This window comes from Photorhabdus noenieputensis, from assembly GCF_018448935.1.
GTDB classification, from domain to species: domain Bacteria; phylum Pseudomonadota; class Gammaproteobacteria; order Enterobacterales; family Enterobacteriaceae; genus Photorhabdus; species Photorhabdus noenieputensis.
This window is the reverse complement of record NZ_RCWC01000029.1, coordinates 14,794-27,977: the sequence shown is the minus strand read 5'-3', so window position 1 is coordinate 27,977 and position 13,184 is coordinate 14,794. Positions and strand designations below refer to the sequence as shown.

At 39.6% G+C, this 13,184-nt stretch carries 13 protein-coding genes; 7 read left to right on the top strand and 6 right to left on the bottom strand.

Translation table 11 applies throughout. The features are described from left to right. Positions 1-4: 4 nt before the first annotated feature. A complete protein-coding gene (locus EAE91_RS17235; RefSeq protein ID WP_214089560.1) occupies positions 5-757 on the bottom strand; it encodes an ABC-2 family transporter protein in 753 nt (250 codons plus the stop codon). After that, positions 747-1,511: an ATP-binding cassette domain-containing protein gene (locus EAE91_RS17230; RefSeq protein ID WP_214089559.1), complete on the bottom strand. Its 765-nt coding sequence runs from the start codon at positions 1,509-1,511 to the stop codon at positions 747-749. Before EAE91_RS17230 ends, EAE91_RS17235 begins: the two co-directional genes overlap by 11 nt. Before the next feature lie 773 nt (positions 1,512-2,284). On the opposite strand from EAE91_RS17230, the gene nadA reads away from it, so the two are divergent. From nadA to aroG, 3 genes are all read left to right on the top strand, one after another. After that, entirely contained in the window at positions 2,285-3,325 is a 1,041-nt protein-coding gene (nadA, locus tag EAE91_RS17225) for a quinolinate synthase NadA (RefSeq protein WP_214089558.1), read from the top strand. A 54-nt stretch (positions 3,326-3,379) separates the two neighbouring features. Continuing rightward, entirely contained in the window at positions 3,380-4,105 is a 726-nt protein-coding gene (pnuC, locus tag EAE91_RS17220; RefSeq protein ID WP_214089557.1) for a nicotinamide riboside transporter PnuC, read from the top strand. 260 nt (positions 4,106-4,365) lie between these two features. Continuing rightward, positions 4,366-5,418 (top strand): 3-deoxy-7-phosphoheptulonate synthase AroG, encoded by a 1,053-nt coding sequence (aroG, locus tag EAE91_RS17215; RefSeq protein WP_214089556.1) that lies wholly within the window; start codon positions 4,366-4,368, stop codon positions 5,416-5,418. 96 nt (positions 5,419-5,514) lie between these two features. Here aroG and gpmA read toward each other — a convergent pair whose 3' ends face one another. The 4 genes from gpmA to modE all read right to left on the bottom strand — a co-directional run bounded on the left by gpmA (position 5,515) and on the right by modE (position 9,938). After that, positions 5,515-6,267, bottom strand: coding sequence for a 2,3-diphosphoglycerate-dependent phosphoglycerate mutase (gpmA, locus tag EAE91_RS17210; RefSeq protein ID WP_105396572.1), 753 nt, complete (start codon positions 6,265-6,267; stop codon positions 5,515-5,517). A gap of 133 nt (positions 6,268-6,400) precedes the next feature. Next, the gene (locus EAE91_RS17205) at positions 6,401-7,228 is read right to left on the bottom strand and encodes a CPBP family intramembrane glutamic endopeptidase (protein ID WP_214089555.1); all 828 of its coding nucleotides are present in this window, start codon (positions 7,226-7,228) and stop codon (positions 6,401-6,403) included. A gap of 266 nt (positions 7,229-7,494) precedes the next feature. After that, a complete protein-coding gene (gene modF / locus EAE91_RS17200) occupies positions 7,495-8,970 on the bottom strand; it encodes a molybdate ABC transporter ATP-binding protein ModF (protein WP_214089554.1) in 1,476 nt (491 codons plus the stop codon). Between the two features lie 176 nt (positions 8,971-9,146). After that, complete coding sequence (modE, locus tag EAE91_RS17195; protein ID WP_214089553.1) at positions 9,147-9,938, bottom strand: molybdenum-dependent transcriptional regulator; 792 nt, start codon at positions 9,936-9,938, stop codon at positions 9,147-9,149. 184 nt (positions 9,939-10,122) lie between these two features. On the opposite strand from modE, the gene EAE91_RS17190 reads away from it, so the two are divergent. The 4 genes from EAE91_RS17190 (at position 10,123) to modC (ending at position 13,044) form a co-directional block, all read left to right on the top strand. Next, on the top strand, positions 10,123-10,257 hold the full coding sequence (locus EAE91_RS17190) for an AcrZ family multidrug efflux pump-associated protein (RefSeq protein WP_071647086.1): 135 nt from the start codon (positions 10,123-10,125) through the stop codon (positions 10,255-10,257). A 248-nt stretch (positions 10,258-10,505) separates the two neighbouring features. Further along, positions 10,506-11,276 carry a molybdate ABC transporter substrate-binding protein gene (modA, locus tag EAE91_RS17185; protein WP_214089552.1) on the top strand — a complete coding sequence of 257 codons (771 nt, stop codon included), beginning with the start codon at positions 10,506-10,508 and terminating at the stop codon, positions 11,274-11,276. Between the two features lie 14 nt (positions 11,277-11,290). Then, a complete protein-coding gene (gene modB, locus EAE91_RS17180) occupies positions 11,291-11,986 on the top strand; it encodes a molybdate ABC transporter permease subunit (RefSeq protein ID WP_214089591.1) in 696 nt (231 codons plus the stop codon). Further along, complete coding sequence (gene modC, locus EAE91_RS17175) at positions 11,980-13,044, top strand: molybdenum ABC transporter ATP-binding protein ModC (RefSeq protein ID WP_214089551.1); 1,065 nt, start codon at positions 11,980-11,982, stop codon at positions 13,042-13,044. Before modB ends, modC begins: the two co-directional genes overlap by 7 nt. Positions 13,045-13,184: the final 140 nt, after the last annotated feature.

Below are 13,184 nucleotides of genomic sequence, written 5' to 3'. Positions count from 1 at the left end.
GATCCTAAGCATTACCATTATATCCTTGATTGTATTTTAACATATAATTCCAAATGAAATTAAAAATTATCATTAAACACACCATGACTAAAGATCCATAAACTATAAAGTAAATAGATATTGAATTTGTTGCAATTTTAACTGGAATATAGGTAATATATTGAAATGGAATATAATTAAATATTGATTTTAAAGAATCACTAAACACATCTAATGGTATTAACGCACCTGAAAGGACCCATGACAAAGTATCCTTAATAATTATAAAAGAGTACGAGCCTCTAAATTTGAATGCCATACATGACAATATCATTGTTAAGTACAAGTTGATAAACAGCCCTATACATAAAGAAATAAATAGATATATAAAATTAGGAATGTCCTTTTGGTATATAATTATGAATGAAATTAATGGTGACATTATGAATAATCTAGCTGATATCTGTCCCAAAGCATATTCTGAATAATATAATAGTATTGATTTTGGCATTATAATTAGTCTATCTATACTGCCATCTTCAATATGGAATGATAAATTTTCTGGAAATCCGGTAATACTTGTTAATTGAAATATAATAACAGACCATAATATATAAATTATTATCTCATCATGTGTATAGTTAACAAAACCATTTGATTTTGTCATGGTATCCCAAAAAGATAGTTCAACTGCATATAATGTTAAAATTATAAATAAGTAACCAAATATTATATTCTTCGCTCTAATGGTTTCAATAAAAGAAAATTTAATTATCACAGAATAGTCCCTCTAGATATAGCGCATTCTTTTCTTTCGAATTATTTTTATTTAGATTTATTTTTGATATTTCACCATTCTTCAAGAAGATAATGTCTTTGCAAACATCCGCAATATCTATCATATTATGTGAGGTAATGAGTATTTTGCTTTCATTATTTTTAGCATAATCTTTTAATATATTGCGTAATAGAATTTGTGATTCTATATCTAATCCGATTGTTGGTTCATCCAATATCAGTAATTTTGGCCTATTAAGAAAGTGTATTAATAAGTTAGATTTTACAGATTGACCTAAAGAACACGTTTTTGCTGGTTTTTTTGCTATACTTCTAAGGTTCAACATTTCTATCATATTCTCAACACTATTCTTATCATAATTACGTTTGTATATCTTAGAAAAAAGCTCAATATTTTCATAGAGAGATAATTCTTCCCAAAGCATTGATTTATTGCCAAAAACGATACCAAGATTAGATAAAAGATTAAGAGGTCTGCCACTCGAATTAATACCAAAAACGGTAATGCTTCCAGAGTTTGGAGTTAAAATTCCGGAAATTAGTTTAATTAAAGTTGTTTTTCCTGCGCCATTCTTCCCCAGTAATCCTATAATCTTGCTATCGTCAAATATTTCAATGTTTATATTTTCAAATAAAATCACTTCGACTTCATTTAATGAAAATATATTTTTAAAAATATTCTTTTTAATTTCTCTGCTTTTATAACTAAAGCATAAATCAGTAATTTTTATCATTTCAATTCACTATTTTGTAAGTAATATGTCATTATTATTCATGATATATTATTTTCCTTTATTATTTCCACCATAAATAATAATTTTTTCTTTATCTATATTTATTATTCCTTTAGCATAATCTTGATCCAAAAATGACTAACCAAATACTTCACCAGTTTCTAAATGCCAACTGAAAATATAGCGACTGTAAATTAATTTATATTAAAATTAATATTTGCTGTCAAATTAGAAAGCATGTTTGTTAACAAAAATTCTGAATCACATCACAGAGCGGATTATTTATTAGAGGCTATACTTACTCTTTTATGTAAAAGGTTAAAATCACCGGCCTCAAGATAAAGATAGTTTGTCTTTCACAGTCGAATGACTATGTGGATATTTATAATCAAAAAGGCATAACATTTAAGTTCTGAGCTATTGTCAGTATATCAATTTCAGCATATACCCGTTATCTTTCAAGTTGCCTCTTTGTTGGCTGCACTCACTCACCCCGGTCACATAGTTATCTATGCTCCCGGGGATTCGCTCCCTTGCCGTCGCGATCCATCTTGAAATCCATAGGGCATATATTACCGATAGACCAGATAGCATCATTTTCTCTGTTCTCTGTTCTCTGTTTAACCATCCCATAACAGACGAAAATATCTCGCGATAAATTACTATAAATTGGTTATTTTGTTTAGTATATTAAACAAAACTGGGCGATTTTTCGGACTTAAAACCAAAATATTCGTTTTTTAAAACCATATACTAAACAGAGAGTCAAACTAATGAACCAGTATATTGATTTTAATTCAACTATTTATCCCTTCCCACCCAAACCAGCTTTTCTCAGTAAGGATGAAAAAAAACATTGCCGTGAAAAAATTAAACGCCTTCTGAAACAGCAGGATGCTGTTATGGTTGCACATTATTACACCGATCCTGAGATCCAGGCTTTAGCGGAAGAGACAGGAGGGTGTGTCGCAGATTCATTGGAAATGGCGCGTTTTGGTAATAATCATCCCGCCTCTACTTTATTGGTTGCCGGTGTGCGATTTATGGGAGAAACCGCCAAAATTCTCAACCCTGAGAAGCGTGTTTTAATGCCAACGTTGGAAGCTGAGTGTTCGCTAGATCTTGGTTGCCCTGAAAAAGAGTTCACCCAGTTTTGTGATGACAATCCTGATCGTACCGTTGTGGTTTATGCAAATACGTCAGCAGCCGTTAAAGCACGAGCGGATTGGGTTGTGACTTCAAGTATTGCTGTCGAACTGATCGATTATCTGGATAGTCAGGGGAAGAAGATTATTTGGGCTCCCGATCGCCACTTGGGGAATTATGTCCGTAAACAAACAGGAGCCGATATTCTTTGTTGGCAAGGGGCTTGTATTGTTCATGATGAATTTAAAACTCAGGCTTTGATAAGAGTAAAAGGCTTGCATCCCGATGCTGCGGTATTGGTTCATCCTGAATCACCGCAAGCTGTTATTGATCTGGCTGATGCTGTTGGTTCGACCAGTCAATTAATCAAAGCCGCGCAATCTTTGCCACATCAGAAACTGATTGTGGCAACGGATAAAGGCATCTTTTATAAAATGCAGCAAGCATGTCCTGAGAAGCAGTTATTTGCAGCGCCTACGGCGGGAGAAGGGGCGAGTTGCCGTAGTTGCGCTCATTGTCCGTGGATGGCAATGAATGGCTTACAAGCCATCGTTCAGGGACTGGAGCGGGGAGGGGATCAGCATGAAATATGGGTTGAAAAAGAGTTGCGGGAAAAGGCTCTTATTCCTTTAAATAGGATGCTTGATTTTGCAACTCAGTTAAAATAGGAAATTGAATAATGAGAGTAATATTTTATTGTAGATAATAATAGGATATAACAGATGGATTTTTTCAGTATTAACAACATATTAGTCAATATACCTCTGGGAAAGGGAGGATATGATTTATCGTGGATTGAAGCAGTAGGTACGATTGCCGGTTTGTTATGTATTTGGTTTGCCAGTCAGGAGAAGATAATTAATTATTTGTTTGGACTAATTAATGTCACATTATTTGCTGTGATTTTCTTCCAAATTCAACTTTATGCCAGTTTATTGCTACAATTATTCTTCTTTGCGGCAAATATTTATGGTTGGTATGCCTGGAGCAGGGTTAATGATCAGCAGCAGATTCAGCTTAAAATACGTTGGTTAAGTTTGAATAAGGCGGTGATAATTAGTCTAATTTCTGTACTATTGATAGCCATTATGACTTTTAATATTGATCGAGTCTTTGGCTATCTGACTCAGATTACCGTTACGATTATGCAAAAATTTGGCTTTAATGTCCAAATGCCGATGTTGGAGCCTGATGCATTCCCATTCTGGGATTCGACAATGACGGTGCTATCCATTGTGGCAATGGTTCTGATGACCCGCAAATATGTTGAAAACTGGCTGGTGTGGATGGTTATCAATGTGATAAGCGTTGTTATCTATTTCCATCAAGGCGTGCTGGCAATGTCGTTGCAGTATGTGATTCTCTTGGGTATTGCATTTAATGGCTCCCGTTTGTGGATTCAGGCAGCTAAGGAAAACCATTCTTTACCATTATCTCATATGAAATAATTTCTTAACTATGCCAGAGAATTGTTTTGTCGATTTCTGGCATATTTTTAGATATTTACTTTGATAATTCTCATTTCTAAAGATATTTCAACCATAAGAATAGAACTAACCACATTTGACAATATCTTGCTATGTTTTGAGTTAAGCATTGATTTATTTATTCTCTACAAAGAATATTTACAGTTTGGCTTCTAACAGTTAGATTAAAATCACAAGATTGCTTTAATTAAATATACAAAGATGTTAGATGAGAGAGGGCTATGAATTATCAGAATGATGATATAAGAATTAAAGAGATAAAAGAATTATTACCTCCTGTGGCACTACTTGAAAAATTTCCAGCAACTGAAAAGGCTGCATTTACAGTACGTAAGGCTCGCAAAACGATTCATCAAATTCTGACCGGTGAAGATGATCGTCTGTTGGTTGTGATTGGGCCATGTTCTATTCATGATCCTAAAGCAGCTATGGAATATGCCGGACGGCTGAATGAATTGCGTGAGGAGCTGAAAGAGGATCTGGAAGTTGTCATGCGAGTTTATTTTGAAAAACCGCGTACAACCATTGGCTGGAAAGGGTTAATTAATGACCCTCATATGAATCACAGTTTTGATATTAATGATGGTTTGCGTTTAGCTCGTCAGTTGTTGCGGGATATTAATGACATGGGGCTACCGGCTGCGGGTGAATATCTGGATATGATTTCTCCACAGTATTTAGCCGATTTGATGAGTTGGGGGGCAATTGGCGCTCGTACAACGGAATCTCAGGTCCATCGTGAGTTGGCTTCTGGTCTTTCCTGTCCGGTTGGTTTTAAAAATGGCACCGATGGTACGATAAAAGTTGCCATTGATGCGATTAATGCGGCAGGTTCCCCCCACAGTTTTCTTTCTGTAACTAAATGGGGATATTCCGCGATTGTGAATACCAGCGGAAACAATGATTGTCATATCATCCTGCGTGGTGGTAAAGAGCCGAATTATAGTTCTGAACATGTTGCTGCCGTGAAGCAAGATCTGGAAAAAGCAGGGTTGCCGGCAAGGATTATGATTGATTTCAGTCATGCCAATAGTTGTAAACAATTTAAAAAGCAAATGGATGTGTGTTCAGATGTGAGTCGGCAGCTTATCGCAGGGGAGAAAGCGATTATTGGTGTCATGGTGGAAAGTCATTTGGAAGAGGGAAATCAGAACCCAGATAGCGGCCTGCCATTGGTATATGGCAAAAGTATTACTGATGCTTGCATTGGTTGGGCTGACACTGAAATTTTGTTACGTCAATTGTCTTCGGCAATAAAAGCGCGTCGTGGCTGATAACATTTTTCCAATGTGAAAAAACCGGAATCGACAACTCCGGTTTTTTATGTTTGCTGGAAAATACGCTGTCAGCAATTTTTTATAGCAAGAAAATTACTTTGCTTTACCTTGGTTGGCTACCGCGGCGGCTTTTGCTGCGATTTCATCCGCGTTACCCAGATAGTAATGCTTGATTGGTTTCATATTTTCGTCGAATTCATAAACCAAAGGTACTGCTGTTGGGATATTCAGCTCAAGAATGGCTTCTTCGCTCATATCGTCCAGATATTTAACCAACGCGCGCAAAGAATTACCGTGCGCTGCGATAATCACTTTCTCGCCTTGAGCAACACGCGGTTTGATAACTTCTTCCCAGTAAGGGATCACGCGTTCAATCGTCGTTGCCAGGCTTTCAGTCACTGGTAACTCTTCTGGTTTCAGATTCGCATAACGTGGATCATGGCCTGGGAAACGTTCATCATCTTTAGTTAAATCCGGTGGGGTGATAGCAAAACCGCGACGCCACAGTTTAACCTGATCATCGCCGTATTTAGCTGCGGTTTCTGATTTGTCCAGACCTTGCAGAGCACCATAATGACGTTCATTCAGTTTCCAGCTTTTTTCAACAGGTAACCACTGTTGATCAACTTGATCCAGAATGTTCCACAGCGTGTGGATAGCGCGTTTTAGCACGGAGGTGTAGGCAAAATCAAAAACAAAACCCTCTTCTTTCAACAGTTGCCCTGCTTGTTGAGCTTCGGCGCGACCTTTTTCAGATAACGCGACGTCAGTCCAGCCAGTGAAACGGTTTTCTTTGTTCCACTCGCTTTCGCCATGTCTTACCAGAACCAGTTTAGTGACAGCCATAGCTTAAACTCCTTAAAAATCAAACTTAATGATAATTGAACACATTATATTGCCCTATGCACCAGAACAGCAATCAATAGTCTTGTTTCAAACTTTATTTGCTTGCAGATTGCTGAATAGGTACCGGACACGTTTATAGTGCGCTCACCAACTTGATTGGGTAAGTAAAGAACAGCAAATGAACCAAATTGAGCGCGAAGTGGAACCCAACAGCGACCCACAGACGACCACTCCACATCCATGCTAGCCCATATATTAATCCTGCAAGTGTAGCAAAAATCATCAGTAATGGGCCGCCGACGAAGTGTGCGCCGCCAAAAATCAACGCAGTGATGATCAGGGCAAAATAGGGGTTCATCCATTGACTTAACCTCTGTTGGATATAGCCACGGAATAGTGCTTCTTCTGCCAGAGAAACGAAGAAAATATTTGCCAGCATAAACATCGGCAACCATTGTGGCGTATGCAGTTCAACTGCTAGTCCTCCGAGAGCGGTTGCAATACTCAGCAGTACGGGAATCGCTGTAGCTAAGATTATCCATGCATAAGGCTGAGTTTTGGTCAGTGGCTTTGTTGTAAATAGGCCGGGTATGCAGCATAACAACAGGAAAGGAATGAGTGCTTTGTCAAAGTTGAAATACATTGAGAATGGGGCACTATGAGGGCCTATTTGAACTTTATCGAGATATTTCAGGTTATTAAAACCGGGGAGCAGGTGTAGGAATAATGCCGCTGCAAAGGCGAGTAATAGTAGTTCAGTTGTTATTTTAATGATGTTATTTTGCTGAAAATAGATACGTAGTGCGCCCAACAAAAAAATAATCGCAATAGTGGCGATTGCCGGATAAATCATAGTTTGCGTGACGAACCCAGTAATAATTGCGGCCAGCAGAACGATAAGTGCAGTAGTGCGGTGGATAGCTAATAACGCTAGTGATGTAGCAAGTAAACCCCAAATCATATAATTTCCCTTTATTTTTAACAAATTAAAAAACGATCTGAAAAGCAGATCAAAAATCGATGATGAATGTTATTTAGTGAGCAAAAAATAATAATGTATGATGACTAAATTGCGATGCTTTTTTCACTGGTCGGAGAAGTTTTTATGCGGGTAATCATCGTTTCTTAATTCAGATTGTTTGGTCAAGGATTGATCGCCTCATTAAGGTACTATAATAGAAATGGCAGTGATGAAAATTTCCCCGCATAACGGGGAACTATCAGAAATCAATCAGAAATTTTCTCTGTTTTGTAGCAGTATAGATCACCATCAGGAATAAAGATCAGTCGGTGAGTAATGCATTGCGGCGCATCTTCTTGATGATGAGAAACAAACAGTAGCTGAGTATCACCGTCAGCAATCATGATATCAATAAAACGTAATATTAACTGACGGTTGAGTGGATCAAGCCCTTGCAGAGGTTCATCCAGAATCAATAAAGCCGGATGTTTAACCAGTGCGCGAGCTATTAGAACCAGCCGTTGTTGTCCCCATGAAAGGCTGTGAAACGGGCCGTTGGCAATTTGAGTAGATAATCCCAGTAAAGCTAGCCATTCATCAGCAAGTTGCTGCTGGCGATCTGATACTGTCTGATAAAGACCAATTGAATCGAAGAAACCAGATAGAATCACATTACGAACACTGATACTGACACGATATTCCAGATGAATGCTGTTGCTGACATAACCAATGTGACGTTTGATATCCCAAATAGTTTCGCCACTACCGCGTTGGCGGCCGAAAAGGATCAGCTCATTACTGTAGCCTTGAGGATGATCCCCGGTAATCAGACTCAAAAGCGTTGATTTTCCAGCACCATTTGGGCCAATAATCTGCCAGTGTTCACCTGGATTAACTTGCCAATCTAGTCCATGCAAAATTGGCTGATCATTATATTGAACGATACCGTTACGTAGGATAATCAGAGGCTGATCGGGCGGTAGTTGCTCATCGACAGGAAATTCATCTGTTTCAGGTAAATGAATACCGTTCAATTTTTCACTGTGAGCCAGTTGAGCCACCAGTGAATCCGCCATTACCTTTTCTTTGATGCCAACAGAGGTTAACTGGCAATCCGCTAGTACGCCAATCTGATCAACAAAATCTGGGATTTCACTGAACCGGTTAAGGATAAGCACTAAAACGATTCCTTTTGATGACAATTTTTCCAGTAATTCAGCGAGTTGACCACGAGCGAATAGATCAAGACCATTAAAAGGTTCATCAAGAATCAGTAAGTCAGGAGAAGTCATTAGTGCCTGACAAAGTAATGTTTTGTGGGTTTCACCGGTAGAAAGATATTTAAAACGACGGGAAAGTAAATCCATAATACCGAACTGTTTTGCCAGCTCTAGGCAAAGTTCATTATCTTTATGATAAAGCTGGATAATTTCTGCCGCAGTGCGACCGGTATCATCTTCATTATCACTGAGCATATCAGTATTATTGCGTTGCCATTCTTCTTCCGTCAGTTTTTGTAATTGTTCTTGCGAGACGCGGGAACATTTGTGAAATGAGCAATTTCGTTCGCCGGAAAGTAGGACGAGTTCATTTGAAAGTGCACGGGCCAATGATGATTTTCCGCTACCATTAGCACCAATGAAAGCCCAATTTTCGCCAGAGGTTATTTTTAGTGATGATAACTGCAAGGTTCGAGTATCACTTAAACGGAAACAGCCTTGCGTTATTTGCAATTCAGACATCTTTTATTCCTTTTTAAGCAACGCAAATATCTTCCCACAAATAAGCGGAATGTTGCGGAATGTCAATATTAACTTTTAATTAACATTTAACATCGAGTACTAAGGGATATGTAAGGTACGTAGTGCCATGATATCCCTGAATATTTTGAATTGTTCAGTGATAATAGCCGCAATTTTTAACACAGAGTTGCAATAATCACCTGGTCAGCATTAAAAAGTGCAGTGATTTTATCTCCAGGATGTAGTTTCAGGTTATTGACTTCTTGATTGGGCAGAGTAGAACAGAGGATTTCACCGCCATCAAGGGCAATAATAATTTCTGTGTTCTCTTCGCCCGTTTCAATGTTACTGATTTGCCCTGTCAGGGCATTGTCGAAATGACTGCTAGAGAACCGCTCTTTAGTGAGTTTCACCCAAGGCGCTTTAATGAGCGCTAATACTTCCTTACCTTTTACCAAGTCAAGACGGTTAGCGCTTTGTTCTGTTAATGCCGCATTCAGCGATGTTTGACCATCTGCCAGCAAGATGCGGACATGTTGTTGTACTTGGTTATGGTCACGGTCAGTAATTGTGCCAAAGAATTGGTTACGGGCGCTGGTTTGCAGAGAAAAACGGGAAATGGCAGCTAACAGACTGTCGAGGGGAAGTTGGTCATCTTTTAGCACATCAAAGGCTTTTTGCTGAATTTGTGTCAGTAGCTCGTAAAGTTGCAACAGACGTTCGCCATAATGGGTAAGATTTGCCCCGCCGCCTCCTTTACCGCCTGTAGCACGGTCCACCACTATTTCATCTGCTAACTGATTCATTTCGTTAATAGCATCCCAAGCACTTTTATAGCTGATCCCTGCCAGTTTTGCCCCCTGGCTGATAGAGCCTGTTGCTTTAATCTGTTTAAGTAATAATATTCGCCGTGGATCTGCGAATAACCGTTGCTGTAATTTCAGTGTCAATAGAATTTCGGCTTGCATAATAGTTTTTTTCAGGAAATATAATCGTAAATTTTTATTGGCTAACCCAGAAAAACGCACGTTTAGCCGGTTACTGTTGTTTGTCTTTTGTCTAGAATAGTACTAATTATAGCGGTATTACCCGCTGTGGTTAAAAATGTGTTATGTTTCTGGCTCATTAAATGAGCCATTATGTGAGGCTACCATGTTTGAGTTGATTAGAAGTATGGCTTTTGCCCTGGTCATGGTACCGGTGGTGATGGCTGGAATTTTGGGTTTAATTTATGGTCTTGGGGAACTGTTTAATATCGTTTCCCGTATTGGTCGTTCTGAAAAGTAAAACTAATATTTCTTTTACACCAGATGCTATTCTGATTACCCGGTGATTTACCGGGTAATTTCTCTTAATTAATTATAATCAGTTCCATTTTATTCATTTGATTTTTCAATTACAGTATTTTAATTCGAATTAAATTAGGAAGTAAAAGTTGCTCACAATTTGCCGATTAATATTGGAATACTCTTCCATTTGACGTTATATCTTGTTATACACAACGAACTAATGGGTAAGAAACAGGTGGAAAACAAATGAAAAAGAGTTTTGGCAAACTGCTCGTCGGCGTTGTCGTTTCTTTTGCTTTGACGTGGCAAGTGTGGGCTACGGAAAAAGTCACGTTGTTCGCTGCTGCCTCGTTGACTAATGCACTTGATGATATTGCGGCGCTGTATAAGCGAGAGCAAAAAGGTGAAGTGGTGGCTTCTTATGCTTCATCTTCCACTTTGGCTCGCCAGATTGAACAAGGTGCGCCGGCAGATATTTTTATTTCTGCTGATCAACAGTGGATGGATTATGTAGCCGGGAAGCAACTGATTATTGATGAAACTCGGTTGACTATGCTGGGAAATCAGCTCGTTTTGATTGCGCCGAAAGTGAGTAGACTCAATAAAGTTGACATTAATAAAGAAACCAAATGGAAATCGTTATTAGAAGATGGCCGTCTTGCCGTTGGTGATCCAGATCATGTTCCAGTGGGTATTTACGCTAAAGAGTCTCTGCAATATTTGGGAGCATGGGAGACGGTTAATCCGCTGCTAGCGCGTACCAGTAATGTGCGCAGTGGTCTGGCGCTGGTAGAACGTGCTGAAGTTCCGTTGGGCATCGTTTATGGTTCAGATGTCATTGCGAGTGATAAAGTCAAAGTGGTGGGGATCTTCCCGGAAGAGAGCCACAAACCTATTGAGTACCCAATGGCGATTATTAAAGACCATAGTAATCCTGCCGTTCTCGATTTTTATGAATATTTGAAAACCCCTGAAGCCGTTGCAATTTTTAAACGTTACGGTTTTCATCCACTTTAGGAATAGGTTTTTTGGTGATGTTGAGTGAATACGAATGGCAAGCCATCATCCTGAGTCTGCAAGTTTCAGGTATGGCGGTATTACTTAGTCTGCCATTTGGGATCTTAATGGCGTGGATTCTTGCTCGTTTCCAGTTTCCCGGTAAATCGTTACTCGACAGTATGATCCATCTGCCACTGGTGTTACCGCCAGTGGTAGTGGGTTATTTGCTGTTGATCAGTATGGGACGTCGTGGGTTTATCGGTGAATGGTTATATGACTGGTTTGGGATCAGCTTTGCATTTAGTTGGCGTGGTGCTGCACTGGCTTCTGCTATTGTTGCTTTTCCGTTGATGGTCAGAGCGATACGTCTGGCGTTGGAAGGTGTCGATCGACGGCTGGAACAGGCCGCTCGTACTTTGGGAGCGAAGCCGTTGAAGGTATTTTTTACTATCACATTGCCGCTCTCTTTGCCTGGGGTTATTGTGGGCACAGTATTGGCATTTGCCCGTTCATTGGGTGAATTTGGCGCAACTATCACTTTTGTATCCAATATTCCAGGCGAAACGCGGACAATCCCTTTGGCAATGTATACCTTGATTGAAACACCTGGAGCAGAAACTGCCGCAGCTCGTTTGTGTGTCATTGCCGTTATTCTGGCGTTGATGTCACTGATGGTTTCTGAATGGTTAACCCGTTGGGGAAGGAGACGTTTGGGAGCAACATGTTAGAGCTGGATTTTGAGCAACAACTTGGTGATTTTCATCTACAGGTCAATACACAGCTACCCACTGAGGGGATCACGGCTGTTTTTGGCCTTTCAGGTGCCGGGAAAACTTCCCTGATAAATGTTATTGCCGGTTTGATTCGCCCACAGAAAGGTCGGATTGTCCTCAATGATCATGTGCTGGTTGATATTGAGAAAGGTATTTGCTTGCCACCAGAGCAACGTCGTATAGGCTATGTTTTTCAGGATGCCCGGCTTTTTCCTCACTATCGAGTAAAAGGTAATCTTCAATACGGGATGTCTCCGGTGATGAAGCCGGAATTTGATAGCATTGTTAGTTTGCTAGGGATTGAGCACTTACTATCTCGTTTTCCTCTTACCTTGTCCGGCGGTGAAAAGCAGCGGGTTGCTATCGGTCGTGCTTTATTGACGGCACCGGATCTGTTGTTAATGGATGAACCGTTGGCCTCGCTGGATCTTCCCCGTAAAAGAGAACTACTGCCTTATCTTGAAAAGCTTTCTGAAGAGGTCAGCATTCCGATTTTGTATGTCAGCCATAATCTGGATGAGATTCTTCGTTTGGCAGAAAATGTACTCGTCATGGATAGCGGAAAAGTCCGGGCAACGGGAAAATTGGAAGAAGTTTGGTCCAGTAGTGCATTACGTCTTTGGTTACAAAAAGATACCCTTAGCAGTATTCTAAATGTTTCAATGGTTGAACATCATAATCGTTATGCAATGACAGCGGTAGCACTGGCTGATCAGGCTTTATGGTTGCCGAAAATTGATGTTCAACCGGGAACCGATTTGCGTATCAGAATAGATGCGTCAGATGTTTCATTAGTACTGGAACCTCCGCGCGGCAGTAGTATTCGTAATATTTTAGCGGTGAAAGTGGTTGAGTTCTTTGATGATAATGGACACGTTGATGTCAAATTGGTGTTGAGTGGTCACTATTTATGGGCAAGAATCACTCCGTGGGCAAGGGATGAACTTAATTTGCGATCTGGGCAGTGGCTTTATGCTCAGATAAAAAGTGTTTCTCTTAATCGGCAACTGTAGTCTCTGTTTATAAGAGGCGATTCGTAAGTTAGTAGCCATTGGAAGCAATCGGATCGCTATAAATGACAACATAAATAACAACGGGGAGCCTGTCTAAGGATTACCCCGAAGTGTGGTTTTGTGGATATTGCAAGCAGAAA

Coding starts and splice junctions, on each gene's coding strand:
- modE (WP_214089553.1), bottom strand. CDS start 9,938: ATGCAAGCCGAAATTCTATTGACACTGAAATTACAGCAACGGTTATTC.
- modA (WP_214089552.1), top strand. CDS start 10,506: ATGAAAAAGAGTTTTGGCAAACTGCTCGTCGGCGTTGTCGTTTCTTTT.
- nadA (WP_214089558.1), top strand. CDS start 2,285: ATGAACCAGTATATTGATTTTAATTCAACTATTTATCCCTTCCCACCC.
- aroG (WP_214089556.1), top strand. CDS start 4,366: ATGAATTATCAGAATGATGATATAAGAATTAAAGAGATAAAAGAATTA.
- EAE91_RS17230 (WP_214089559.1), bottom strand. CDS start 1,511: ATGATAAAAATTACTGATTTATGCTTTAGTTATAAAAGCAGAGAAATT.
- EAE91_RS17205 (WP_214089555.1), bottom strand. CDS start 7,228: ATGATTTGGGGTTTACTTGCTACATCACTAGCGTTATTAGCTATCCAC.
- modF (WP_214089554.1), bottom strand. CDS start 8,970: ATGTCTGAATTGCAAATAACGCAAGGCTGTTTCCGTTTAAGTGATACT.
- modC (WP_214089551.1), top strand. CDS start 11,980: ATGTTAGAGCTGGATTTTGAGCAACAACTTGGTGATTTTCATCTACAG.
- gpmA (WP_105396572.1), bottom strand. CDS start 6,267: ATGGCTGTCACTAAACTGGTTCTGGTAAGACATGGCGAAAGCGAGTGG.
- EAE91_RS17190 (WP_071647086.1), top strand. CDS start 10,123: ATGTTTGAGTTGATTAGAAGTATGGCTTTTGCCCTGGTCATGGTACCG.
- pnuC (WP_214089557.1), top strand. CDS start 3,380: ATGGATTTTTTCAGTATTAACAACATATTAGTCAATATACCTCTGGGA.